The 24,212-nt window shown below is 68.0% G+C and carries 22 protein-coding genes; 10 read left to right on the forward strand and 12 right to left on the reverse strand.

All coding sequences use genetic code 11. The annotated features are described in order from the left end of the window. Positions 1–2 precede the first annotated feature (2 nt). The 4 genes from VFW04_18585 to VFW04_18600 are packed head-to-tail and all read right to left on the reverse strand — an operon-like array spanning position 3 to position 3,865. Positions 3–1,031, reverse strand: a complete 1,029-nt coding sequence (locus tag VFW04_18585) for a VWA domain-containing protein (GenBank protein HEX5181345.1) — start codon at positions 1,029–1,031, stop codon at positions 3–5. Next, complete coding sequence (locus VFW04_18590) at positions 1,018–1,977, reverse strand: hypothetical protein (protein HEX5181346.1); 960 nt, start codon at positions 1,975–1,977, stop codon at positions 1,018–1,020. Before VFW04_18590 ends, VFW04_18585 begins: the two co-directional genes overlap by 14 nt. A 2-nt stretch (positions 1,978–1,979) precedes the next feature. After that, positions 1,980–2,861, reverse strand: a complete 882-nt coding sequence (locus VFW04_18595) for a DUF58 domain-containing protein (GenBank protein ID HEX5181347.1) — start codon at positions 2,859–2,861, stop codon at positions 1,980–1,982. Continuing rightward, on the reverse strand, positions 2,858–3,865 hold the full coding sequence (locus tag VFW04_18600) for an AAA family ATPase (protein ID HEX5181348.1): 1,008 nt from the start codon (positions 3,863–3,865) through the stop codon (positions 2,858–2,860). Before VFW04_18600 ends, VFW04_18595 begins: the two co-directional genes overlap by 4 nt. A gap of 236 nt (positions 3,866–4,101) precedes the next feature. Between VFW04_18600 and VFW04_18605 the strand changes: the two genes are divergently transcribed. The 4 genes from VFW04_18605 to VFW04_18620 all read left to right on the forward strand — a co-directional run bounded on the left by VFW04_18605 (position 4,102) and on the right by VFW04_18620 (position 8,004). Further along, complete coding sequence (locus tag VFW04_18605; protein ID HEX5181349.1) at positions 4,102–5,658, forward strand: L-aspartate oxidase; 1,557 nt, start codon at positions 4,102–4,104, stop codon at positions 5,656–5,658. Between the two features lie 12 nt (positions 5,659–5,670). Further along, positions 5,671–6,675, forward strand: coding sequence for a quinolinate synthase NadA (gene nadA, locus VFW04_18610; GenBank protein ID HEX5181350.1), 1,005 nt, complete (start codon positions 5,671–5,673; stop codon positions 6,673–6,675). Then, a complete protein-coding gene (gene nadC / locus VFW04_18615) occupies positions 6,675–7,568 on the forward strand; it encodes a carboxylating nicotinate-nucleotide diphosphorylase (protein HEX5181351.1) in 894 nt (297 codons plus the stop codon). The genes nadA and nadC overlap by 1 nt, the downstream gene beginning before the upstream one ends. 76 nt (positions 7,569–7,644) lie before the next feature. Continuing rightward, positions 7,645–8,004: a hypothetical protein gene (locus VFW04_18620; GenBank protein ID HEX5181352.1), complete on the forward strand. Its 360-nt coding sequence runs from the start codon at positions 7,645–7,647 to the stop codon at positions 8,002–8,004. Between the two features lie 238 nt (positions 8,005–8,242). Here VFW04_18620 and VFW04_18625 read toward each other — a convergent pair whose 3' ends face one another. Next, a complete protein-coding gene (locus VFW04_18625) occupies positions 8,243–10,495 on the reverse strand; it encodes a hypothetical protein (GenBank protein HEX5181353.1) in 2,253 nt (750 codons plus the stop codon). 126 nt (positions 10,496–10,621) lie between these two features. On the opposite strand from VFW04_18625, the gene VFW04_18630 reads away from it, so the two are divergent. Continuing rightward, positions 10,622–11,194 (forward strand): Uma2 family endonuclease, encoded by a 573-nt coding sequence (locus tag VFW04_18630; protein ID HEX5181354.1) that lies wholly within the window; start codon positions 10,622–10,624, stop codon positions 11,192–11,194. On the opposite strand, the gene VFW04_18635 is transcribed toward VFW04_18630, so the two are convergent. From VFW04_18635 to VFW04_18650, 4 genes are all read right to left on the reverse strand, one after another. Then, positions 11,145–12,614: a sodium:solute symporter gene (locus VFW04_18635; protein HEX5181355.1), complete on the reverse strand. Its 1,470-nt coding sequence runs from the start codon at positions 12,612–12,614 to the stop codon at positions 11,145–11,147. The genes VFW04_18630 and VFW04_18635 overlap by 50 nt on opposite strands. Then, a complete protein-coding gene (locus tag VFW04_18640; GenBank protein HEX5181356.1) occupies positions 12,611–12,820 on the reverse strand; it encodes a DUF3311 domain-containing protein in 210 nt (69 codons plus the stop codon). Before VFW04_18640 ends, VFW04_18635 begins: the two co-directional genes overlap by 4 nt. Beyond that, positions 12,817–14,025 (reverse strand): amidohydrolase, encoded by a 1,209-nt coding sequence (locus VFW04_18645; GenBank protein HEX5181357.1) that lies wholly within the window; start codon positions 14,023–14,025, stop codon positions 12,817–12,819. The genes VFW04_18640 and VFW04_18645 overlap by 4 nt, the downstream gene beginning before the upstream one ends. 97 nt (positions 14,026–14,122) lie before the next feature. Then, positions 14,123–15,322, reverse strand: coding sequence for an MFS transporter (locus tag VFW04_18650; GenBank protein ID HEX5181358.1), 1,200 nt, complete (start codon positions 15,320–15,322; stop codon positions 14,123–14,125). Between the two features lie 100 nt (positions 15,323–15,422). Here VFW04_18650 and VFW04_18655 point away from each other — a divergent pair, with 100 nt between their 5' ends. Further along, positions 15,423–15,965 carry a VOC family protein gene (locus tag VFW04_18655; GenBank protein ID HEX5181359.1) on the forward strand — a complete coding sequence of 181 codons (543 nt, stop codon included), beginning with the start codon at positions 15,423–15,425 and terminating at the stop codon, positions 15,963–15,965. Here the strand turns inward: VFW04_18655 and VFW04_18660 are convergent. The 3 genes from VFW04_18660 to VFW04_18670 form a co-directional block, all read right to left on the reverse strand. Beyond that, the gene (locus VFW04_18660; GenBank protein ID HEX5181360.1) at positions 15,913–16,728 is read right to left on the reverse strand and encodes an AAA family ATPase; all 816 of its coding nucleotides are present in this window, start codon (positions 16,726–16,728) and stop codon (positions 15,913–15,915) included. The genes VFW04_18655 and VFW04_18660 overlap by 53 nt on opposite strands. Positions 16,729–16,734: 6 nt before the next feature. After that, on the reverse strand, positions 16,735–17,121 hold the full coding sequence (locus tag VFW04_18665) for a hypothetical protein (GenBank protein ID HEX5181361.1): 387 nt from the start codon (positions 17,119–17,121) through the stop codon (positions 16,735–16,737). 65 nt (positions 17,122–17,186) lie between these two features. Further along, positions 17,187–17,474 carry a UBP-type zinc finger domain-containing protein gene (locus tag VFW04_18670; GenBank protein HEX5181362.1) on the reverse strand — a complete coding sequence of 96 codons (288 nt, stop codon included), beginning with the start codon at positions 17,472–17,474 and terminating at the stop codon, positions 17,187–17,189. A 265-nt stretch (positions 17,475–17,739) separates the two neighbouring features. On the opposite strand from VFW04_18670, the gene VFW04_18675 reads away from it, so the two are divergent. The 4 genes from VFW04_18675 (at position 17,740) to VFW04_18690 (ending at position 24,176) form a co-directional block, all read left to right on the forward strand. After that, positions 17,740–18,342 carry an RNA polymerase sigma-70 factor gene (locus tag VFW04_18675; GenBank protein ID HEX5181363.1) on the forward strand — a complete coding sequence of 201 codons (603 nt, stop codon included), beginning with the start codon at positions 17,740–17,742 and terminating at the stop codon, positions 18,340–18,342. Between the two features lie 105 nt (positions 18,343–18,447). Then, positions 18,448–19,455: a FecR domain-containing protein gene (locus tag VFW04_18680; GenBank protein ID HEX5181364.1), complete on the forward strand. Its 1,008-nt coding sequence runs from the start codon at positions 18,448–18,450 to the stop codon at positions 19,453–19,455. A gap of 76 nt (positions 19,456–19,531) precedes the next feature. After that, positions 19,532–22,210: a TonB-dependent receptor gene (locus VFW04_18685; GenBank protein ID HEX5181365.1), complete on the forward strand. Its 2,679-nt coding sequence runs from the start codon at positions 19,532–19,534 to the stop codon at positions 22,208–22,210. A gap of 241 nt (positions 22,211–22,451) precedes the next feature. After that, complete coding sequence (locus VFW04_18690; protein HEX5181366.1) at positions 22,452–24,176, forward strand: sialidase family protein; 1,725 nt, start codon at positions 22,452–22,454, stop codon at positions 24,174–24,176. The last annotated feature ends 36 nt before the right edge of the window (positions 24,177–24,212 follow it).

Raw genomic sequence — 24,212 nt, forward strand, 5'->3', positions numbered from 1 at the left:
CGTCAGGGCACCGTCCGGAGCCACGTGGTGCGCAACGCCAGCTCGAGCGACAGGAGCACGAGTGCCGGCACCAGAAGCCAGCGCGCGTGCTCGTTCCAGGTGAGCACCTCGCGTTCGTCGAGTGAGGATTTCTCCACGTGGTCGATTTCGCCCACGATGTCGTCGAGCGCGCGCTCATCGGTGGCGCGGTAGTAGGCGCCGCCGGAGATGGCCGCGACCGAACGAAGCAGTTGTTCATCGCGCGCGCTCAGGACGGCCGGTTCTTCGCCGTACGCGAGCTCGCGCTGCTGGTAGCGCTGGCCCATGCCGCGCACCCAGGCATCGGAAGGAAGGCGCGAGCCCGGGCGGGCACTCATGCCGATCACGTAGATGCGGACACCGATCGCGCGCGCAATTCGCGCGGCGACGAGTGGATCGGGCGCGCCGGTGTTGTTGCCGCCGTCGGTGAGGAGCACGATGACGCCGCTGTTGCGCGGCAGGTCCTTGAGGTGATTCTCGGACATCGCGAGCGCGGTGCCGATGGCGGTGCCATCCGGCAGGAGGCCGATGTCGACGCGATCGAGCAGCTCGGTGAGGACGCCGCGATCATCGGTGAGCGGCGCCTGGGTGAACGGCCGGCTGGCGAAGATGACGAGGCCCATGAAGTCGCCGCGGCGCTGGTCGATGAAGCGTGCGAGGACGTGCTTGGCGGCGGTGATGCGGTTATCGGGCGCGAAGTCGAGCGCCTTCATCGAGCTCGAGATGTCGAGCGCGATCACGATGTTGCGGCCTTTGGTGGAAATGTCGCGCACCTCGCCGGGCGAGCGCGGGCGGGCGAGGGCGGTGACTAACGCAAGCAGGCCGAGGGCGCGCAGGGCGACGGGCCACCAGAGGGCGCGCTCGCGCCGGGAGGGCGGCGCCGATTCGAGGAGCCGCAATGCGGGGAGGCCGAGCGCAGCACGCGGGGCGCGGCGGCGGCGCGGCCAGGCGAACCACAGATACGCCGGAATGATGGGGAGCAGGGCGAAGGCCCAGGGCTCAGCGAATCGCATGGGCTGCCGGATCGGCGGCGACGACGGTCGGCGTCAGGCTGAGGCGCCAGTGATCGAGCAGCGCGGACGCCTGGTCGAGGAACGCGCGCGCCGCGGCGGCATCGGGGCGGAGCCGCGCGAATTTGACGAGATCGGCTTCGCCGAACACGGCGGCCGCGTGGGCTCGACTATCGGCGAGATCGGCGGGCAGCGCGCGGAGGAGCTCCGGCGTCGTGCGATGTACGGCGGGGGTGTCGTGGGCGGCCTCGAGGTAGCGGCGCAGGGTGTCCGTGGCCTCATCGTAGAAGCGTCCCACGTCGCGCGCCGCGAGGTCCGAGGCGCCGAGCGCTTCGAGCCGGCGCCGCGCCGCCTCGTACGCGCCTAACGGAGGCTCGGCGACCGCGACGGGCGGTGCGGTGTGACCGCGCCGGCGGCCGCGGAGCGCGATGATGGCGCCGGCGGCAGCCAGGAGAACGGCGATGACGACGAGCCACCAGTGCGACGATGCACCCTGGGCTCCGCCTAACGATGCGATCGGCCGGATGTCGCGCATGGCGATCGCCGTGTCGGGCAATGTCGCGGCGACCGTGACGAGCACGGCGCCGCTGACGACGGAATCCGGGACCTCGGCGCCCGCGCGGCGATACGGCAGCGCGAACGCGGGCGTGGTGAGACTCCCCGTTTGAAAGAATGCGACGCGCGCGCGGTAGCGGCGCGAGCCGTCGGCGGCCCGCGGCATGGTGTCCATCGAGAGCAGGCGGACGCTGTTCGGCAGCGAGTCTCGCGGATGCGGATCGCCGGCGATGGACGCGCCCTCGGGAAGCGTGGCGCGCAGGACGATGGTCACCGTATCGCCGACGGTGACCGAGCCGCCGCCGGAGGCCTCGAGGCGCTGTGCGGAGAGGCGTGCGGGCGCGACACTCAGGACCAGCGCCGCAGCGCAGGCGCAGGCGAGCTGCCGGCGCATGGTCAGTGCCGCATGCGGCGTTCGCGCCGCCGGAAGAAGCCTAACAAGGGACCGATGTAGCCGTCGGCGGTGCGCAGCCGGATCAGGTCGGCGCCGGCGGAGCGCAGCCGGCGGGCGACGGCCGCGTCGCGTGCGGCCGCAGCGCGGCCGAACGCGGCGCGGACGTCGCCGCGGGCGCTGTCGACCCACCGCCACTCGTCGCGCTCCGGATCCCGGAGCGCGACGAGCCCCACATCGGGCAGATCTACGTCGCGCTCATCGATCAGGTGCACGCCGATCGTATCGTGCCGCCGTGCGACCATCTCGAGCGCACGGTCGTACTCGCCCGCCAGCCAGTCGGAAAACACGAAGATCACAGCGCGCCGCTTGAGAATGCGCATGGCAAATTCGAATGCCGCCGCGAGGTTCGTCCCCCGTCCGCGCGGCTCGAACGACACCATCTCGCGAATCACGCGCAGCACGTGCCGCTTGCCCTTGGCCGGCGCGACGAACTGCTCGACGCGATCGGAGAAGAGGATCGCACCCACGCGGTCGTTGTTGCGCACGGCGGCCAGCGCGAGGACCGCGCTGACTTCCGTGGCCAGCTCCGCTTTCGTGCGGCGGCGCGTGCCGAACGCGTCCGAGGCGCTGTGGTCGATGAGAAAGAGCACGGTGAGCTCCCGCTCTTCCGTGTATCGCCTAACGTAAGGCGCGCCCGTGCGCGCGGTGACGCGCCAGTCGATGGTGCGGACGTCGTCCCCGGGCAGGTAGGGCCGCACGTCGGCAAACTCGACGCCCCGGCCCTTGAACACGCTCGAGTACTCGCCGGCCAATACATCCTGCACCAGTCGCCGGCTCCGGATCTCGAGCTGGCGGACCTGTCGCAGGACGTCGGGCAGACTCACGGCACGCGCAGCGCGTCGAGGATGCGGTCGAGGACTTGATCGGCCGTCACGCTCTCGGCGTCCGCCTCGTAGGTGAGAATGACGCGGTGGCGCAGCACGTCGTGCGCGAGCGTCTTGAGGTCCGATGGCGCGACGTAGCCGCGTCCCTCGAGAAAGGCATGCGCCTTCGCCGCGCGGACCAACGCAATCGCCGCGCGCGGACTGGCGCCGTACGCGACCAACGGTGCTAACGACGCCAGACCGGCCGCGGCCGGATCGCGCGTCGCCCGCACCAGATCGAGCGCGTACTCTCGCGCGCGGGGGTCGAGATAGATCTGGTCCACCATGCGGCGCGCCGCGAGAATGCGTGCGGCATCGACGACCGGTTGCACCACCGGCAGCGCGCCGCCGGTCATCCGGTCGAGCATAGCGCTCTCTTCGTCCCTCGCCGGATAGGTGACGATCAGCTTCATCATGAAGCGGTCGACCTGCGCTTCGGGCAGCGGATACGTGCCTTCCTGCTCGATCGGATTCTGCGTCGCGAGCACGAGGAACGGCTCCTCGAGCGGATACGTCACGCCGCCGATCGTCACCTGCTTCTCCTGCATCGCCTCGAGCAGCGCGCTCTGCACTTTGGCCGGCGCGCGATTGATCTCGTCGGCGAGTATAATGTTGGCGAAGATGGGACCTTGCTGGACCGTGAACCCGCCGCTCCGTTGGTCATAGATCATCGTGCCGACGAGATCCGCGGGCAGCAGATCCGGCGTGAATTGGACGCGACGGAACGATGCGTCGATGGAGGCGGCGAGCGCTCGCACGGCCAGCGTTTTTGCCAGGCCGGGCACGCCCTCGAGCAACACGTGTCCATCGGCCAGCAGCCCAACGAGCAGCCGGTCGAGCATCGCGCGCTGCCCGATCACCACGCCGGCGAGCTCGGCGCGAATACGCTCGGCGAAGGAACTTTCGCCGCGCACGCGTGCGTTGAGCTCGTCGAGATCTGTCGCGGTTCGGAGGTCCAGGGCCATGACGTAACTATAGAAGGGAGAGCAGCGCGTGGCGCCGTTTGGCCGTCAAGCTGCTATATTTGTAGGTGCTGGGAGGGTTCCGCACCGCGGAACCAAGGCGTTTCCCAACCGGCCCCCCAGCTCGGTTCCACTCATCACCAATGGGAGATCAGATGAACCTACGCGCCCGAACGCTCCGCCCGATCAACCCGTTCGCATAGTACCGACCGGACGTTCACCGTCCGTTCGGCGACATTATGCTTGGGTCTTCAATAGAACGGCGAGCACTTCGGTGCCGCTACCTGGTCATCGGCAGCGGGGTTGCCGGACTGCACACGGCATGGCGCGCGTCGCTGTCGGGGGACGTCGTGCTGCTCACGAAGCGGTCGCTCTTCGACAGCGCCACGGCGTACGCCCAGGGCGGCATTGCCGCGGCCATTGGCGCCGGTGATTCGCCGGAGCTGCACCAACAGGACACGCTCGCCGCCGGCGCCGCGATGTGCGACCGCGCGGCGGTGGACGTGCTGGTGCGCGAAGGGCCGGCGCGCGTGAGAGAGCTGAGCTCGGCCGGCGTGCATTTCGACCTCGACCCGCGCGGCGAGTTTCTGTTAGGCAAGGAAGCGGCGCACTCGGAGCGGCGCATCGTGCATGCGCACGGCGACCAGACGGGCGCCGAAGTGGTGCGCGCGCTGGTCGAGCGCGTGCGGGCGACGAGCCGGGTGACGGTGCTCGAACGGACGCGGGCGCTCGAGCTGATCGTCGAAGACGGCGTCTGTTTCGGCGTGCGCGCGAGCCAGGCGGGCGCGCCGCTCGAGATTCACGCCGACGCGACCGTGCTGGCGACGGGTGGATGCGGTCAGGTCTATCGCTACACGACGAATCCCGTTGTCGCGACCGGCGATGGGCTCGCGCTGGCGCACCGCGCCGGGGCCGAGCTCGAGGACATGGAATTCGTCCAGTTCCATCCGACGGCGCTGGACACGCCCGAGACGCCGCTGGCGCTCATCTCGGAAGCGGTGCGCGGCGAAGGCGCGACCCTGGTCAATGCGTTAGGCGAGCGCTTCATGCCGGGCCGCCACCCCGACGCCGAGCTCGCGCCGCGCGACGTGGTGGCGCGCGAGGTGTTTCGCGAGCAGCAGGCCACCGGCGCCGTGCGGCTCGATGCGACGTCGTTAGGCGCCGGGTTCGCCCAGCGCTTCCCCGGCATTTTCGCGCTGTGCATGGCGCGGGGCGTGGACCCGCGCGTCGAGGCCATCCCCGTCACCCCGGCGGCGCACTACGCGATGGGCGGCATCGTGACCGACCTCGCGGGACGATCCACCCTGCATTGCCTCTACGCGTGCGGCGAAGTGGCGCGCACCGGCGTGCACGGCGCGAATCGGCTCGCGTCCAATTCCCTGCTCGAGGGACTCGTGTTCGCCGAGCGCGTGGCGCGCGATCTCGAGACCGTGTCTCCGCTGGATGCAACGCCGCCGGCTCGCGACTGGCGCGTACCGCCGCTCACCGACCGTGGCGCGGCCCAAGTGGCGGCGAATATGGTCCGCGATACGATGTGGAAATACGCCGGCATCGTGCGCTCCGCGTACGGGTTGGGCACTTGCCTCGCCACGCTCGAGGACATCGAGCGCCGGCTTCCCGAAGGCGCCACCGAAGAGGCGAATCTGGTCGAGACGGCGCGCCTCATCGCGCTGGCGGCGCTGCTGCGCGAAGAGTCGCGCGGCGGACATTACCGCACCGATTTCCCGCACCCGCGTCCCAGCTGGCAGCACCGGCACGTGTTATGGCGGGGCAGCGGTGCGCTCGTGACGACGTGATCCGGAGACCTTATGTCATCCACTGATCGATATTCGGACATACAGGACGAGATTCGCGCGCTGGCGCGCGATCGCAACGCGATCGTTCTCGCCCACAATTATCAACGGCCCGAAGTGCAGGACGTGGCCGACGTGGTCGGCGACTCGTTAGGCCTATCGCGCGAAGCGGCGCGGACGGATGCCGACGTCATCGTGTTCTGCGGCGTGCACTTCATGGCCGAGACGGCGGCGATTCTCGCGCCGCAGAAAACCGTACTGCTCCCGGACCTCGGCGCCGGCTGCTCGTTGTCGGCGACCATCGATGCCACGCAGCTGCGCGCGTGGAAAGCCGAGCACCCGGGCGCGGTGGTCGTGAGCTACGTGAACACGACGGCGGAGGTCAAGGCCGAGAGCGACTACTGCTGCACGTCGGGCAACGCCGTGGAAGTGGTGCAATCGGTGCCGGCCGACCGCGAGATCCTGTTCCTCCCCGACATGTTCCTCGGCGCGCACGTTAGGCGCCTCACGGGGCGGGCCAACATGCACGTATGGATGGGCGAGTGCCACGTGCACGCGGGCATCACGCCCGCACGCGTGGCCGAGCAGCGCGCGGCGCATCCCGAGGCCGAGTTTCTCGTGCACCCCGAGTGCGGCTGCTCGACGAGCCTGCTCGAAGCGATGTCGGCGGGCGACATCGATCCGTCGGGGGTGCAGATATTGTCCACCGAAGGAATGATTCGACGGCCGTCGCAATCGAGCGCGGACACGTTCATCGTGGCCACGGAAGTGGGCATCCTGCATCGCCTCGAGCGGGCGTATCCCGATCGAACCTTCCTTGCCGCCGACGATCGCGCATCGTGTCAGTACATGAAGGTCACGACGCTGCCGAAGGTGAAGCACTCGCTCGAGGCGATGGAGTACCGCATCACGGTGCCGCGGGAGATTGCGGATCGGGCGCGCGGGGCGATTGATCGGATGGTGGCGATCGGCGGCGCCGCGCCCGCGGCGAGCGCGCCGGCGGCGATGGTGGGGGAGTGATGGCCTCCGATCTGGCCGGGACGAGTCTATCGTTAGGCTTCCCGTTGTCGGCGGCCGCGACGCGCGCACTGGTGCGGGCGGCGCTCGATGAGGACCGGGCATTCGAGGACGTGACGACGCTCGCCACGGTGCCCGCCGAGGCGGAGGGGCGTGCGGCGATCGTCGCGCGGTCGGCCGGCGTGATCGCGGGGCTGCCGCTCGCGATCACGGCGTTCGAAACCATGAGCCGTGATGTGACCGTGCACGTCGTGTCGGGCGACGGCGAGCACGTCGGCGCCGGCAGCGTGGTGGCCGAAGTCGCGGGCCCGTGGCGCGCGCTGCTGAGCGCCGAGCGCGTAGCGCTCAATTTCGTGCAGCGGTTGTCCGGGGTGGCGACGCTGACCGCGCGGTACGTCGAGGCCGCGCGCGGGACCGCGGCTCGCATTTACGACACGCGGAAGACGACGCCGACGTTACGGGCGCTCCAGAAGTACGCGGTGCGGTGCGGCGGCGGCGTCAACCACCGCGCTGATCTGGCCGACGGGGTCTTGATCAAGGACAACCACCTCGCTGCGTTAGGCGGCGACATCGCGCTCGCGGTGCGCCGGGCGCGCGGGGCGGGGCGGCCCGGCATCTGTATCGAAGTCGAGTGCGACGACGTCGCGCAGGTCGATGCCGCCCTCGCGGCCGGTGCGGACGTCATCCTGCTCGACAACATGTCGCTCGATGCGATGCGCGCGTGCGCGGCGCGCGTGGCGGGACGTGTCCCGCTCGAGGCGTCGGGCGGCGTGACGCTCGAGCGCGTGCGGGCAATCGCGGAGACGGGCGTCGATCGGATTTCCGTTGGCGGGCTGACGCACTCGCCGCCCGCGCTGGACCTGGGATTGGACTACCTGTCGTCGTTCAACTCCTGAATTTCCGGTAGCACGCGAACGCCACGGCACGGCCGCGATGCTCATCACCGTGACTCCCGTTTTCGGAGTGCGAGCAATGGATCTGATCACGACACTGCGCGCCATTCCCCCGATTGTCGTTTTGCTCGTTGCAACCACGCTGGAAGTGACGGGCGACGCGATCGTGCGTATCGCCCTCTATGATCGTCCGGGCATCACGGTCGCCCGGTTCGGATTGTTCGCGTTAGGCGCCGCGTTCCTCTTCGGGTACGGCAGCTTCGTGAATCTGACCGCGCTCGAGTTTCGCCGCGTCGTCGGGCTCTACATCGCAACGCTGTTCGTGGTGTGGCAGATCATCAATTTCGCGTTCTTCCGCACCGCGCCGACGCTGCCGATCTGCGTGGGCGGGGCGCTGATCGTGATCGGCGGCGGGATCGTCGCGTTCTGGAGCGCCTAGTAAAGCGCGTCTGAGTGCCGGGCAGCATCTGGTTCTGGTAGTGACGCCCATGAAGACACGGGCAACGCACGATCCTCCGGGCATGGCACGGACCGCTCCGCTGCCGGGCGCGCACCGCGCTGGCGCGAGCTCACTTCCGCCGCGTCTTGAACGACAGTCGCTGTGTTTTCGTGCAGGAGGCATTGTCCCGATGCGATCACCATTTCAGACGCAGTCCACCAGCCGCCCGAAGCGGGGCCTAACGAGTACCGTCGGTGATCAAGCCCAGCGCCGCGAGCGCATCGATCAGGCTCCTGAGCGCGTCCGCGGTCGATCCGCCCGACACGCGTGGCCGCGCCACCGGCGCTGCTCCGAAGAAGCCGAGGCGCGCACCTGCTCCGGCGCCCAGGACCACGGAGCCCGGGACCTGCATGGTGCCATCGGCCGCACGGGCGAGGAATGCCGCCGGCCGCGCGCCGAATTCGCCTAACGATACCGTTGCGCCCTCCGGGGCACCGGGAGGCGCGAGCACGATCGGCCCCGGCCACATCCTCGTGACCGTCGCGCCGGCATACGCGAGCTCGCAAAACCCCTCGACCGTCGCGTGCACGTTCGACGCGTGCTGGGCCACGACCAGCGACTTGTCGATCGATCCGCCGGCCATCGCGACTCCGCTCACGCGCAGCACCGCACCATCTTTGGTGACGCGAATGAGTGGGCGCACGAACACGTCCCATTGCGTCGTCGCGTCGGGTGGGGTGCCTAACGGCTCGCGAAAGGTGATCATGTCGGCGGTGTTGTCGCTCACGTCGGCCGTCTGGCCCTTCCCCGTGCCGTCGGTGGCCACCCACGTCCAGCCGGTGAACCGGTGCGGCGCCCAGCCGGCGCCGGCTCTGGTGATCGATGTCCGCGTCCCCGATGTCGTCGACTGCTTGACCACCATCGGCGGGTTGAGCACGCGGACCCCCGACAGGTCCGTGTAGTGCGCCGCGGTCGTGATCACGTCGCCGCCGGCCTCGCGCTGAGCTGCGTTAGGCACGAGCGCCGGCGAATCGATCTCGATGTCGGCCACGCGGATCGACCAGAATACGTTGTACGGGCTGTACGCATACGCGAGGAACGCCCGGCTCCCCTCTGAGCGGATCCCCGACACCGTGAAGTAGCCCTGCAGCCCGTTCACGATCTGGATGTCCGCGTGCCCCGCGGTTTGCAGCGTGCCGCCGTAGATCGCGACGTTGGTCGCGCGCACCGAGACGTTGTATCCATAGCGCACGGCGTCGATGCCGTGTACGTTGTGATTGAGATTGTTGGCGAACGTGCCGGTGCCGAAGACCCAACCGTTGCGATACCACGGTCCGGCGTAGGCCGGCCCGCCGGCGCCGCGCGCGCGACAATTCAGGAATTCCGTAATGTCCTCCTGGAAATTGTCGTAGCGGTCGTCGAGTCCGCCGATCTGCCACGCGGCCTCCCACGTTAGGCCGCCAACTTTGACGAACGCGAAGTTGGTGGACGACGATCCGCGCGCGGTCAGCTCCGGATTGCGGTGGTAATAGATGCCGGTGTAGGCGCCGGCCTCGGACGCACCTTCGACGCTGAAGCGGTCGAACGACCCCTCGAAGCAGCCGTCCAGGTCGAGCACGGCCTCGGGCAGCACGACGAACATCGTCGTCGCATCCGGCGCCACGTGCAGCGCCTTCGTGAACGTGATCAAGTCGGAGGTGTTCCTCGCGACCTTCGCGCTCTGGCCGACACCGGTGCCGCCCGTCATGCACACCCACATGTCGCGCAGCTCATCGGTGCGCCATGCGGCGCCGGCGCGGGCGATGGTGTTGACCGAGCCGCCGCTCGCGCGCGCGGCCGGCTTGCCGTGCGCACGGATCACGGAGTTCTCCATGCCCGCGCCGGTGATCGCAAAGCCCTCGGTGCTCACGATGCGCAGGGGCTGCGTGATCCGGTAGACGGCGCCCGCGCCTAACCGAATGCGCGCCGTGGCCCAGCGCGGCGGCCCTTTCGTGGTGGGCAGCACGGCGCCGGAGGCCGGCAGCGCGGTGAACGGCTCGAACGGCGAACCGCAGCAGGCGTCGATGCACGATTGCAGCGCGACGGTGTCGTCGGTGGCGCCGTCGCCGTGCGCGCCCCACCACTCCGGCAGCACGTCGGAGAGAAGCGCGGAGCGCGTGTTGGTTCCGGTGATGTTCGGCGGCACGAAGCGCACCGTTAGACCGGCCCCGAAGATCTGGTGCAGGCCGGCCTGGATCGCGCCGCGCACGAGGAGCGTCGGGTTCGCGCCCGCACGGGCGACGAACCGAGCGCCGTTCACCAGCCACACCGCGACGTTGCGCGGGATCTCGAGATCCGCGGCGAGCGCGTACTCACCGGGCGGGAAGTACATCGTACCGCCCCACGCCGGGATCGTGCGCGCGAGCTCGCGCAGCGCGGCCGACGCGTCGCCCGACACGCCGGCCGTCGCGCCATGCGCGGTCACATCGAAAAGGCCGCCGAAATCCGCCATGGCTCGGCAATGTGCGAGGTAGCGATGATGACCGGAAGGATTCGATCACGATCTTTACGCGGGCCGGCGCCACCGTGCGCGCGTGAGCACTTGTCTTTTTCTACAGCCGAGCGGAGCCTTATGGGTATGCCAGCCGCTGCGCACCGCTGGACCGCGGAAGAAGTGCGGGCCCTGCCCGAGGATGGGAATCGCCACGAGCTCATCTCCGGCGAGCTCGTCGTGACGCCGTCCCCTCGTGCCATCCATCAAGTGGCGGTGGCCGAGCTCCTGTGGAGTATACGCACGTGGCTCGAGCGCACGGGCGTGGGCCGGATTCTCACCTCGCCGTCCGACCTGTCGTTAGGCGAAGACGAGCTGCTGCAGCCCGACCTCTTCGTCTATCGCACCGCCGGCGGCAACCATCCGCGCGACTGGGCAGAGATTAGCGCCGTGCTCCTGGTGATCGAGGTGCTCTCGCCATCAACGGCGCGATACGATCGCCAGCTTAAACGTCGCCGATATCAGCGCGCCCGGGTCCCCGAATATTGGATCGTCGATCTCGATTCGCGGCTCGTCGAGCGCTGGCGCCCGGACGATGAGCGACCGGAAATTGTCGAGGAGCGGCTCTGTTGGGAACCGGCACCGGCGACCGAACCCTTCGAGCTCGATCTCAAAGCGCTGTTTGCGGAACTGTGGGGCGACGACCGGTCAATCCACTGACCACGAACAGCACCACCACGTTGACGAGCATCGCAATGATGCCGACGTTGAGATCGGTGATCACCGCCGGCCACGACGGAAAGAGCGATTCCATCGTCGCTCCGGTGAGCGTCAGCGCGGCCACCGTCGCCTCGCCGGCCAGAATTCCCGCGATCGCGCCCTGACGGCTGGCGATCGGCCGGTTCGGCAGACTCAACATCAGCGCCGGGAAGAGCTGCGTCACCACGTTGTACGCTGCCAGCAGCAGCTTGACCAGCGTCGATCCGCCGCGCAAGGTCAGCAGCACCGACACGAGCGCCACCGCCGGCACCAGGGCGCGTGCCAGCCGCGTCACCTCGGCCTCAGGGATCTCGGGAGACGCCAGCTTCGCGTACACGTTTTTCGACAGAATCGTGCACGCCGACATGAGCAACATCGAGCCCGGCACGAGCGCCGTCAGCAGACCGGCCGCGCCCACCACGCCGAGCATCCACGGGCCGAGCGCGTGGCGTGTGACGCGCAGCAGCGAGAGGTCCACCGACGTTCCCGTGAGGCCCGGCACCTCGAGCAGCGCGGCGAAGCCGGTGAAGAACACGAACAGCAGGACGAGCTGATAGAGCGGCATCACCACCGCGTTCCGCCGGAACACGTTCTCGTTGCGCGCCGTATAGCACGATCCGAAGGTGTGCGGCCACATGTAGAAGCCTAACGTCGTCAGGACGACGGTCGAAATGAACCACGCCGGACTCATACCGGTTCGCGGCAACGTGAGGAAGCCGGGATGGGCGCGATTGATGTCGGCGAACATCGCCCCGTAGCCGCCGTGCAGCCGCGCGGGGAGATAGATGCCCAGCACCAGTGCGACCGCCAGGATGAGTATGTCCTTGAGCACGGCGGTCCACGCCGAGCCGCGCACGCCCGATGCGACGACATAGATCACCAGCACGACGCTTCCCGCCCACACCGCCTGTCCGGCCGAGATCGCGCCGGCCGAGGCTTCGGACACGATGATGCCGAGGCCTTTGAGCTGGAGCACCAGATACGGGATCATCGCGGCGACGCTCACCAGCGAGACGATTACGCCTAACGATTCGCTCTCGTACTTCTGCACGAAAAAGTCCGCCTGCGAGACCAGCGCGTGCGCGTTGGCGTAGCGCCAGATCACCGGCAGCAGGAAGTACGACATGCCATAGGCCAGCGTGCCGTAACACAGGATATAGAATGCGGGCGCGCCCTTCCCGTACGCCCACCCGCTGCCGCCGAGGAACGTGAAGGTGGTGTAGATCTCGCCGGCCATGAGCACGAAGACGAACACCGTGCCGAAGCCGCGGCCGCCGACACTCCACTGCTCGAGCGTCATCGGGTGGCCGCGCCGCGCCCGGATGCCTAACGCAAGCGCCGCGAGAAAGCTGATCCCGATGAGCAGGAGCGCCGGATTCACGGCTGCGCGCGCTCGCTGCGTGGCTCACGTGCCCGGTCGAGCACGTAGATGATCCACATGATCACCGACGTCAGCACGACCCACGCGGTGACCCAGAACAACAGGAACGGCAGGCCCAACACGTACGGCGTGACCCGGTTGGCGAACGGCACGCCGCCCAACATGCCGATGGCCGGCACGACGGCCAGCCATCGGTACCACTTCACGCGGCGCGCGCTCCGCTCAGATAGTCGAGCGCCGCGCCGATGAAGATCGCGACGCCGGATTCGAGCGCGCGCTCGTCGATGTCGAAGCGCTCGTGGTGGTGCGGGTGCACGATGCCGCGCGCTTCGTTGCGCGCGCCGATGAAGAAAAAGCAGCCGGGCGTCTTCTGGAGGTACGCCGAGAAATCTTCGCCGCCCATGGTCGGCCTGGCCTGGACCACCGCGGCTGCGCCTAACGTTCGCTCGACCACCCGCTGCAGGAACGCCGTCGCACGGGCCTCGTTGACCACCGGACGGTAGCCCCGATCGAATTTCAGCGTGTACGTCGCGCCGTGCGCGCTCGTCACGCCCTGCACGATGCGATCGAACAGCACCGGGATCTCATCGCGCAATCCCGCATCGAACGTACGGATCGTGCCCGCGAGCTCGACCGAACCGGGCAGCACGTTGTACGTCGTGCCCCCCGCGATGCGCGTGACCGACACGACCGCGCGCTCGATCGGGTCCACGTTGCGCGAGACGATGTGCTGCAGGTTCGTCACCACCTGCGCGGCCACGGCGATCGCGTCCACGGTTTCGTGCGGCGCCGCCGCGTGTCCGCCGCGTCCGTGAATGACGAGATCGAACACGTCGGGCGACGCCATGAGCGGACCGGATGCCACACCCACTTTGCCGAATTCCATCGGCAACCACAGATGGGAGCCAATCACCATGTCGACGCCCGCCATGACGCCCGCGGCGACCAGTTCTTCCGCGCCGCCCGGATACAGCTCTTCGGCGTGCTGGAAGAGAAAGCGGACTTCGCCGTGCAGCCGCTCGCGCAATTGGCCTAACGCAGTGGCGGCGCCGAGGAGCATGGCCGTGTGGCCGTCGTGTCCGCAGGCGTGCATCACACCGGGCGCCTGCGAGGCGTACTCGACCTCGCTCTTCTCGAGAATCGGCAGGGCGTCCATGTCCGCGCGAACGGCGAGCACCGGTCCGTCGTGCACGCCGCGCAGCCGCGCGACAACGCTCGTCCTGGTCGGGCGCGTCAACTCGAAGCCACCCATCGCGCGCAGCGTCTCGTAGACGAACTGCGCCGTCTGCTCCTCGTGATATGAGAGCTCGGGATGCCTGTGCAGATGACGCCGCCAACCGACGACGGTGTCGCGCAGCTGCGCGGCGTGCTCTCGGGGCGACAGGGTGGACGCAGGCAGCGTCGATGTCATGAAGTTCTCCGGTCCGAAGCCATCACCGTGCGGAAACGCTCAACGGGACACAAGCGAATGTGACCGTCGTACAGAGCCGATGCCAGTGCCGGCGGCGTCATCTCACGGCCGCCTCGAGCTGCGCCGGCGGCGGAGCCCAGAATCGAAGCGCGAGCGCGGCGGCGATGAGTTGGGACGCCACCACGAGCGTCACGCATCCCGCCCAACCCGCGTGTTCCCAGACGAGTCCCGGCAGCACTCCGCCGACGCTGCCGCCCAGGTAGTACACGGTGACGTACGCACCGGACGCGAGCGCGCGCAGCTCGGGCGGAGAGGCGATGCGCAAATAACTGGTCGCCGCCGCCTGGCACACGAAGGTGCCGGTGCACGCGATCGCGAGCCCGGCGATCACGAGCGCGAGCACGTGGCCCAACGTGAGCAGCGCGCCGGCGATCCCGGTGAGGAGCGCGGCCACGATCACCACGCGGGGACCGACGCGGTCGATGAACCGCCCGGCGATCGGCGTGGCGATGGCGCCGACGACGTAGACGGCGAACACGCCGCTCACGGCCGCGGTGCCTAACGAGAACGGCGGGGCGCTCAGGTAGAACGTCACGTACGTGAAGAGCGCGACGAGCGTGAACAACACGTTGCAGCCGATCGCGTACGTCGCGACGAGCCGCCGGTCGCGCAGCCGCGCGAACGAGGCCGCGGGTCCGGCGCCCTTCGCCCGCGGCGTGTGGTGCCGGGAGGGCGGGAGCCAGCGCCAGGTGGCCGCAGCACCGGCGAGATTGACGATGCCTAACATCAGGAACGCCTCGCGCCAGCCGGTGTGCGCCGCCACCAGTCCCGTGAGAATGCGGCCGCTCAATCCGCCTAACACCGTGCCGGTCACGAATGCCGCCATCACCGTCCCCACGCGGCCCGGCCCCGCCTCCTCCGTCACGTACGCGAGCGCGATCACGTACACACCGGGCGTCGTCGCACCCTGAAGAAACCGCCAGACGACCAACGCGCCGAGCCCGGGCGAGGTCGCCGCAAGCAGCGTCGGGATCGCCAGCGCCACGATCGCCAGCACGATCACGCTCTTACGGCGCGCGCGATCGCCCAGCGCACCGACAAAGGGCGCGACCATGGCCACCGCAATGGTCGACGCGCTGACCGTCAGACCAGCCTCTGCTTTGGTCGCGTGGAACAACGTCTCGAACAGCGGCAGCAACGGCTGTGTCGCGTACAGGTCGAGAAACGTGCAGAATCCCGCGAACGAAATCGCGAGCATGCCCGCGCGATTCAACCCTGGCCGTGTGACGCCGGTCATGACGGTCGAGCGGCAGAATCGCGCATAGCACTGGCGAAAGGCCGGCGCGGCCTCATTATATTCCCCGCAGCACCGGTGACCTCAACGCAGTGGTGCTCGCATGAACGATTTTCGAGTGACGCTTGGCCACGCGCATCTCAAAGTGCGAGATCTCGAGCGCGCGATCACGTTCTACACGCAATTCCTCGGACTCCGCCTTACGGAGCGCGTCGGCAGCCAATTCGCGTTTCTCTCCGGCGGCGCGCTGCATCACGACCTCGCGCTGCAGGCGCTGGGCACGGCAGCGCCCGGCACACCGCGCCACGCCGTCGGATTGTTTCATCTGGCGTTCGAAGTGCCGGATCGCGAGAGCTTCGCCGCGGCATACCACACGCTCGATGCGGCCGGCATTCCCGTCGCAGCCGTCGATCACGGCATTAGTTGGGCAATGTACTTCGCCGATCCCGACGGCAACGGCCTCGAGATCTACTGGGATACGCGTCGCGAGCCGCACGGCGCGGAGACGTGGAACGGGCGCAGCGACCTCTTGAGCGCCCAACGCATCGATGGCGTTGCGCCGAACGTGCCGCACGTGCTCGTGAATCCGCCGCTCACTCGAGATGCCGGAGAAAACGCTCCGGGCTGGCGAGAAACTCGCGCGTGAGCGCGACGTGCTCGAGCTGCTCGTACGGAATTGCCGTCACCGGATTCACATCGAAGCTGTAGATCCGCGCACCGGGATACGCGAGCACGATCGGCGAATGCGTCGCGACGATGAACTGTCCGTCCTGCCGCACCATGTCGAACATCATCGCGAGCAACGCGAGCTGGCTCTGCGGTGAGAGCGCTGCTTCCGGCTCGTCCAGAAGATAAAGTCCCGCCGGAACGAACCGCGCCTGAAAGAGCTTGAGGAAGCTCTGGCCGTGCGAGTTCGCATCGAGGTCGACGCCGTAGCGCTTTTCCATTTCGGCGAGCGACGTTCGCACCGGCATCTCGGCCAGGCCTCGTGCGTACGCCGAGCGCTCCGCATACTCGGTTTCGATGTCCTGGAGTCGGGCGAGGAGCTCGGACCGTTCGCGCGACAATCGTTTGGTGTAGCCGAAGAAGTCCTCGGCGCGCAAGAAAAACCCGCGCGACGTGCGGTGCGCCCACGACAGGCGCAACGCCCGTGCGAGCCGTCGTTGGGCGGCGAGCGATACATCGCGTTCGATGTCCTCGCTGCCCACGGAAGGAATCGAGGCCGCGCTCGCAATGCCCTCGAGCAGCGTGGACTTGCCCGAGCCGTTTTCGCCCACGAAAAACGTGACCGGCGCCGACAGGTCAAGCACCGGCAGCGTCCGGATGGCCGGCACCGAGAATGGGAACGTTTCCACCGGCGGCGCGTCCGGCGGCGGCGGACGCCGCGTGATCGTGAGCAGATGGGTCACGCGCGCCTAACGATGCCGGCCGGCGCTTCCTCCTTCGTCGCGGCCGCGGCGCTGAACGCGCATCGTCGCCTCGTCGATCCGGCCGAGGTATTCTGCGATCGGCTCGTGTCCGCGCCGCTTGGGCAGCACGAAGAGCGGGTCGTCGGGCTCGCGGGCCGCTCCAGTGTCCACGAAGAGATCGCCGCCGTGGGCATCGACTTCCTGCTCGAAGCGCTCGACGGCGTCCTCGAGATCGCCGATCTCGGTATCGCTCTCGGAGCCGGTGATGTGCACCCCGCGCGACTCCAGGTGCGCGATGGTTTCCTGTCGCACGCGACGACGTTCTTCGCGGCGGTGCGGATCGAGGGCTTCTTCACGCTCCTCGTACGCGTCGGACGATCCCGCGTCGGCCATGGTGGTTCCTCCTCGGATGTTCGCGTTGCGTTAGGCGCGCGGCGCGTCGCGACGGCGCCGGGTGCTCAACGGTGCAGCTCCTCCGGCGTCAACTCGAGCTGGTCAACGTAGCACCAGCCCCAGTCCTCACCCGGTTCGAAGCTCCGGATGATCGGATGGTGCGTCTGGTGGTAGTGCTTGGTCGCGTGCTTGCTTGGCGAATCGTCGCAGCAGCCCACGTGGCCGCACTCGAGACAGAGTCGAAGATGCACCCACCATCCATTGGTGGCGAGACATTCTTCGCAGCCCTGCGGCGTTCGTGGCTCGACGTCGCGGATCTGACCAAGGTGGGTGCATTGCGTATGGGACGCCATGGGTCCTCCCGTAAGGTTGCCCGCCGGCCGCGAAGACCCCGCAGAGCGGCGCGCTGACAATGAATACATAGTGGAATGGAGCAGCGTGTTCGCGCTCCGCAAGGATTGGGCGCGACACGAATCGGTCCCCGAAGTATGCCGCCTTGCGCCATGTCATACGTCGTCATACACTGTCCATTTCGCGCACATGGGCTGAAGCGTGTGCCGCTCCGGCGACGCGGACGATGGTTCGCTTTTCGTCCGGGCCGGCAGCCGGGAGATCGTGATGACGCCATCCCTCGAGCCAATCGGCGGCGATCCAACCACCGGCAGCGAAGATCGTGCGATCGTCGCGGCCGTCCGTGACGGCAGTGCGAGCGCGTTCCGGGCGCTGTTCTGCGCGCACTACGAGGTGCTCTGCCGCTACGCGTACCGGTTCGTGCGGTCGCGCGCGATCGCCGAAGAGCTGGTGAGCGACGTTTTTCTCCGCATCTGGACGCAGCGGGCGCGCTGGGAAGTGCGCGGGAACGTGCGCGCGTATCTCTTCAGTGCGACGCGCAATCTGGCCATCGACCATCTGCGCCGAGAGCTGGTTGAGCGCAGATCACTCGACGCGACGAGCCGCGAGATGCGGGCGACGGGTCCCGCGTCATCGACCGAGGCGGAGCGCCGGCTGGCGGCGGCCGAGGTGGCGGCGGCGATGCAGCGGGCGGTGGACGAGCTGCCGCCGCGGCCGCGCCAGGTTTTTCTCCTGCGGTGGCAGCGGCAGCTGACGAACCTCGAGATCGCGGCGTCGTTAGGCATCGCGGTCAAGACGGTGGAGATGCATATGACGCGCGCGTTGGACGCGTTGCGCGCGTCGCTTGCGCCCGACCTGCTCGGCGACTGACGGCTCGCGCCGCATACAGGGTTCATGCGCCCCTCGTCCGTCATACGGGGCATGATCCTATGCAGGCGTGAGTCTCTGACGTTTCCGCATTTCACTGGGCGCACCATGGACATCGATCTGCTGCGCCGCTTCGTGTTGGGCGAGTGCGACGCGAGCGAGCGCGAGCGTGTCGCGCGGTGGGTGGCCGAGGATGACGGGCGGCGCGGCGTGATCGAGGCCGTCCGGCGGCTGCTCGACGAGCCAGGAGCATGGATCGGGGAATTTGATGCGCGTGCCGCGTGGCCGCGGCTCCTCCGGTCGGTGCGGCACCGCGAGCGGATCGTTCAGGTGCGGGGCGAACGCGCGGGTCGTCTGGCGGGCGGCGCCGGCCGGAGAACGGCGGCGTGGGCGCTCGCGGCCGGCGTGCTGATTGCGTTAGGCGTTCGCATGTCGTGGCGTCCGCTGGCGCGGCTGTTGTCGCAGCCGGCGCCGGCCGTGGCGATGCGCAGCGTCACGACAGGGCGTGGCCAGCGGGCGGTGATCGTGCTCACCGACGGCACGCGCGTGCAACTCGCCGCGGACAGCCGGATCACGTACCCAGCGACATTCACCGCCGGCGTCCGCACGGTGACGCTCGACGGAGAGGCCTACTTCGATGTCCGGCACGACGACGCCCATCCGTTCGAAGTGCGCACGCGGACCGGCGTCGTCCGCGACATAGGGACGACGTTTCTCGTACGACAGTACCGCGAGGACACGCGGCTCGAGGTCGTCGTCGCGGCGGGACGCGTCGCGGTGGCCGGCATCACGATGAGCGCCGGCCACATGCTGCGGGTCGACAGCGTTGGGCGGGCCGACGTGACCGCCGTGGATGCCCAACGGTACCTCGGCTGGATGCACGGGGCGCTCGTCTTCGATGACACACCGTTGGGAGAGGTGGCCGCAGAGCTGTCGCGTTGGTACGACGCCGACGTCACGCTCGCGGACACGGCGATCGCGCGCCGGCGGTTCACCGGCACCTTCGGCGATGAACCGCTCGACTCCATCGTCCGCGCACTCGCCGTGCCCATGCACGTTCGCGTCGAGCGACGAGGGCGAACCATCAGGTTCTTCCCGCTGCCGCACAATCGTTAGGCAATAACCCGGCGATCTCCGTCCGACAATTCGATCCACCGTCAACGGGCCCGCCCCCCGGGCCGGAGGCACATCCATGCGCGTCTACGCCGTCTGCCGTACCATCCTGCGCGCCGCGTGCGTCGTCCCGATCATCGGCGCGCATACGCCGCTGTTCGCGCAGGGCACCTCGCGTGCGCCGGCCGCGCGCTTCGCGCCCGACGCCGCCATCGACCTCCTGGGGTTCCAGGATTCGGCCGGCGCCGGCGCCAGAGTGACGCTCGTTGCCCACGAGGCGAAGTTAGGCGACATCCTCGCCGCCATCGCCCGGCAGACGGGCCGCACGTTGATGTACAGCCACGATGTCGTGGACGTCGACCAGCGGACGTCGATCGATGTGCACGATGCCGATCTCGCCACGGCGCTCGAGGCAGCCCTGCGCGGAACGCACATCATCGCACGCATCTCGGGGCACGATCGGATCGTGCTCGACCGCGCGCCCGACGCCGCGGCACACGCGGCCCGCCTGTCCGGCCGGGTCGTGGATGCGGCAGACGGCCGCGGCGTCCCACAGGCGAGCGTCGCCGTGCGCAACACGACGCACGCGACGCTCACCGGCGAAGACGGACGCTTCGTGCTCTCGGATGTCGAGAGCGGCACGCACGAGCTCGTCGTGCGACGAATCGGCTACGTCCCGTTAGTCCAAACGATCGCGCTCGCCGACGGCCAGGACACGGCGCTCTCGATTCGCTTGCAGCCGTCCACGAGCACCCTCGATAAGGTGATCGTGACGGGCACGATCCTCCCGACCGAAGTGAAGGCCATCCCGACGCCGGTGACGGTCGTGGAAGGAAGCCAGATCGAGCAACAAGGATTCCGGCATCTCGATCAGGCGATCCGCATGTACGTGCCGACCGCGCTCGCGTTCGACAACGGACCGAATGCCGAGCAGGACCAGATCAGCGTGCGCGGCGCGAGCTCGCTGGCCACTGGATCGCCGATCAAGGTGTACGTCGACGGCATCGAAGTCGCGTCCGACGACTTTTCGATGATCGACCCGGCGAGCGTCGACCGGATCGAGATCATTCGCGGCCCGCAGGCGGCCACGCTGTATGGCTCGGACGCGATCGGCGGCGTGATGCAGATCTTCACGAAGCACGGCAACGCGGCGCTCGACCGGCCCGAGCTGAATCTGGACGTATCGTTAGGCGACGTGCAGAGCCCGTACAAAAGCGGCGGCACGCTGCGTCAGGCGTACTCGGCGACGGTCAACGGCGGGACGCCGTCGGCCAGCTACACGATTGGTGGGTCCTTCACGCACACGGGCGACTGGGTCCCCTACTACTATCTCTCCACGCCGAGTGCGTTCGGCGCTGTCCACATCGCGCAAGACAAGTTGTCGCTGGACCTGTCCGGCCGATTCGTGAATACACAGGAAGCGACAGCTGCGTCGCCGTTTCTCGTCGCGGCCGGCTTCTCGAGCCCGTTGCCGACGGTGGAACCGCAGGAGTACCGCCAGTCGACGTTGGGCGCGCGCCTAACGTTCGATGCCGCGCCGCGGTGGCGGCACACGTTGACGTTGGGCGTGGATGGCCTGTCGTTCGACGATCACAACTCGCGCCCCCGGTTCACCACGCCGGATGACAGCCTGATGTTCATCTACGTCGGGGAGCTGCGAAAGATGTCGGTCGGATACAACACGTCGCTGAGCGTGCCGATTTCGGCCTCGCTCACGGGCGCGGTGACGGCGGGCATCGATTACTACCAGTACACGATCAATCAGTTCAGCTCGAGCGGGGCCCTCACCAACTCGGGTGAGATCGTGACCGACTCGACGGCGCCCATTGACGCGACGCGCAGCATCACGACGAACACCGGCGTGTTCGGCCAGGCCCAACTGAACGTTGCCGACCAACTTTTCTTCACGGTCGGAGTGCGCGCCGAACACAACAATGACTTTGGCAGGCGACTCGGTACCCCCGTGTCGCCGCGGTTCGGTGCCTCATGGGCACGGACGCTGGGCGGAACGACGGTCAAGCTGCGTGCGTCCTACGGGCAGGCGATCCGCGCGCCCAGCCCGTTGGAGAAGGACTACGCCAAGAACGCGTTCGTCGAGACGCTGGCGAACGAGTCACTCGGTCCGGAACGCCAACGCGGCTTGGATGGCGGCGTCGACGTAGCGTTAGGTCGAGCCACGCTGAGCGCGACGTACTACAATCAGACTGCGACCGACCTCATCCAGTTCGTGCTGCTCGATGGAAACCAGGACCCGCAGGTTCGCCAGTACGAGAATGTCGGCCGCGTCGCGAATCGCGGGCTCGAGCTCGAGGCTGGACTCCACCTGGGACGTGTCACCGCCACGGCGCAATTCGCGCACGCGACGAGTGTCGTGAAAGCCCTCGGGCCTGCGTACACCGGCGACTTGCAACCCGGTGATCAAGTGCTCGGCATTCCCCGCAACACGGCGGGCGCAAGCCTCGCCTGGTCGGCGCTGGCGAACACGACGCTCACGTTAGGCGTCGTCTACGTCGGCACGCGCACGAACTACGACGATCGGGCGTTCTTCACCGATCCGAGCCGCAGCACGCTTCGCGACTATTGGACCGAATATCCGGCATTCACGAAGCTCAACATCGGCGTGTCGCACGCGCTGTCGAGCAGCGCGGCGGCGTTCGTGAGCATCGAGAACGTGGCCAACGTCAATCCCAGCGAGCAGTCCAATCTGACGCCGATCCAGGGCCGCATCTCGATGGTCGGCCTCCGGCTGCACTACTGAGCCGATGCCGTTTGCATCGATAGGAGAGGCGTCCGTGCGAGCTCGCCTAACTGAGGATCTGGCGTATATGCGAGTGAGTGTCATCATCACGATGCAGTGCGCGTGCGTCATGGCCGGTGGAGTTTTCGGCCAGGGAGGCCCGGCGATTCGGGTCGTGCAGTCGGAGCAGATCTCTGTAGCGCATCCCCGCCGGCCGCACATCGAAAGCTTTCTCGCTGTCGACCCGCGCGATTCACGACATATGATCGCCGCCTCGATGCTCGGGCTCGCCGATGGCCGCCTGGGGGCGGCTGTGTACGCGACGTTCGATGCCGGCCGCCACTGGACAGAATCACGGATCGCTCCGCGGGACAGCATGCTTTCGTTAGGCGGCGATCCGCTCGTCTATATCATGCGCGACGGAACGGCACTGTTCGGTGTCGGCACGCAACAGGCCGGCCGCTCCGTGACTGCTGTCAGCCGGTCGACTGACGGTGGACGCACGTGGGAGCGCCCGCAAGTGATGAATTACCGCGACCGTCCGTTCATGGCGTTCGATACGACGGGTACGGATCTCGATGGAACCATCTACATAGCCGGTATCGACAACGGCCTCCTGCTCAGCCACTCGACCGATGACGGCCGGAGCTTCAGTTATCCGGCGATCATCACGCGTGATCTGGGCGGGCCCGACCCAAGCGCGCCGATCCGAGGCGTCCTAACCGACATGGTGGTCACGCCCGACGGTGTGCTGGTCATGCCGTTCAACAGTCGGCTCGACATGCGTGACTCGATACCGCGATTCAAGAAAGATTCGGTGATGACCAACGCGTTCCGAGTCCTCGTCTCGGACGACGGCGGGCGATCGTTTTTCGCGATGCGCGAGGGCCCTCGCGCGCATTGGGTGGTGAACTATGCAAATAGCCAGGCGCTCGGCGCGCCACGCGTGGCGCTCGATCAATCGCGAGGCACGTTTCGCGGCCGACTCTATCTGGTGTGGACGGACTGGGACATCGCTCGCCGTGCCTACGTCGTGCGGCTCGCCTACTCGAGCGACGCCGGGAAAACGTGGAATACCACAGTCGTCAGCGATGACACCTCCGGCCACGATCCAGGCAACGCCGCGCTCGCCGTCACCAGAGACGGGATCGTTGGCGTGATCTGGAACGACCGGCGCGACGATCCGCGAAACCGCTGTTGGCGTCTCTACGGCGCAATCTCCGTTGATGGCGGCGCATCGTTCCTGCCTAACGCGAGATTGAGCACTGCGCCGACGTGCGTCAACACTCCGGGCAACTGGGTGCTCAGCACCTGGTATGAGTACGATCACTGGACCGAACCGGACCGGCCGCGTCCAGGGTTCGGGGTGACCGCGTTGATCCCGGTGCGGTTTCCGAACGGCGGCGACACCCAGGGACTCGTTGCCGATGCCGATGGCGTATTCCACGCCGCGTGGATCAACGGCGCGACGGGAACGCTTCAGCTCTGGCACACCGCGTTCGCGGTCGACTCGGCGATCGTGGCGGCGGTACGGAACAAGAACGAGCGGAAGATGGCCGGCTCGGCGGCCACGCCCGTGCCGTCGGGGCGTGTGGATGTCACGCAGGAACTCAGCTTCGTCATGAGCCACCCGGCGATCGACTTCACACGCGGCACGCTCGAGGTCACGATGCGGGTGAAGAATGCGACGGGCCTCACCGTGCATGGGCCGATCGAGGTTGTCGTCGACCGTCTGAAGGCCGACTGGTCTAACGCAATGGGCCTCGCGAACCTTCGGGTCGCGAATGCCGACAGTGGCGGCGGCGGCCTGGGTGCGACGTGGGTGTTCGCCGCCGGCGCCGATCGCATGTTGCATCCCGGCGCCACGACGCCGCCACGCGTGTTGCGATTCCGCTTCGATGGCGGCGTGCCCGACGAGCCCGACGGCTACTTCGAGCCCGCGTTTCGCATCCTCGCCCGCAGCACCGGCGCGGCTGGCCAACGTTAGGTTGGTCGATCGCCCGTTTCACAATATTGGAGTAAC

The organism is Gemmatimonadaceae bacterium (assembly GCA_036273715.1).
Taxonomy (GTDB): Bacteria; Gemmatimonadota; Gemmatimonadetes; order Gemmatimonadales; family Gemmatimonadaceae; genus JADGGM01.

Bases quoted from the DNA above. Each gene is read 5' to 3' on its own strand.
- VFW04_18585 (HEX5181345.1), bottom strand. From the start codon at position 1,031: ATGCGATTCGCTGAGCCCTGGGCCTTCGCCCTGCTCCCCATCATTCCG.
- VFW04_18590 (HEX5181346.1), bottom strand. From the start codon at position 1,977: ATGCGCCGGCAGCTCGCCTGCGCCTGCGCTGCGGCGCTGGTCCTGAGT.
- VFW04_18600 (HEX5181348.1), bottom strand. From the start codon at position 3,865: ATGGCCCTGGACCTCCGAACCGCGACAGATCTCGACGAGCTCAACGCA.
- VFW04_18605 (HEX5181349.1), top strand. From the start codon at position 4,102: ATGCTTGGGTCTTCAATAGAACGGCGAGCACTTCGGTGCCGCTACCTG.
- nadA (HEX5181350.1), top strand. From the start codon at position 5,671: ATGTCATCCACTGATCGATATTCGGACATACAGGACGAGATTCGCGCG.
- nadC (HEX5181351.1), top strand. From the start codon at position 6,675: ATGGCCTCCGATCTGGCCGGGACGAGTCTATCGTTAGGCTTCCCGTTG.
- VFW04_18620 (HEX5181352.1), top strand. From the start codon at position 7,645: ATGGATCTGATCACGACACTGCGCGCCATTCCCCCGATTGTCGTTTTG.
- VFW04_18625 (HEX5181353.1), bottom strand. From the start codon at position 10,495: ATGGCGGATTTCGGCGGCCTTTTCGATGTGACCGCGCATGGCGCGACG.
- VFW04_18630 (HEX5181354.1), top strand. From the start codon at position 10,622: ATGCCAGCCGCTGCGCACCGCTGGACCGCGGAAGAAGTGCGGGCCCTG.
- VFW04_18645 (HEX5181357.1), bottom strand. From the start codon at position 14,025: ATGACATCGACGCTGCCTGCGTCCACCCTGTCGCCCCGAGAGCACGCC.
- VFW04_18650 (HEX5181358.1), bottom strand. From the start codon at position 15,322: ATGACCGGCGTCACACGGCCAGGGTTGAATCGCGCGGGCATGCTCGCG.
- VFW04_18655 (HEX5181359.1), top strand. From the start codon at position 15,423: ATGAACGATTTTCGAGTGACGCTTGGCCACGCGCATCTCAAAGTGCGA.
- VFW04_18665 (HEX5181361.1), bottom strand. From the start codon at position 17,121: ATGGCCGACGCGGGATCGTCCGACGCGTACGAGGAGCGTGAAGAAGCC.
- VFW04_18670 (HEX5181362.1), bottom strand. From the start codon at position 17,474: ATGGCGTCCCATACGCAATGCACCCACCTTGGTCAGATCCGCGACGTC.
- VFW04_18675 (HEX5181363.1), top strand. From the start codon at position 17,740: ATGACGCCATCCCTCGAGCCAATCGGCGGCGATCCAACCACCGGCAGC.
- VFW04_18680 (HEX5181364.1), top strand. From the start codon at position 18,448: ATGGACATCGATCTGCTGCGCCGCTTCGTGTTGGGCGAGTGCGACGCG.
- VFW04_18685 (HEX5181365.1), top strand. From the start codon at position 19,532: ATGCGCGTCTACGCCGTCTGCCGTACCATCCTGCGCGCCGCGTGCGTC.
- VFW04_18690 (HEX5181366.1), top strand. From the start codon at position 22,452: ATGATCGCCGCCTCGATGCTCGGGCTCGCCGATGGCCGCCTGGGGGCG.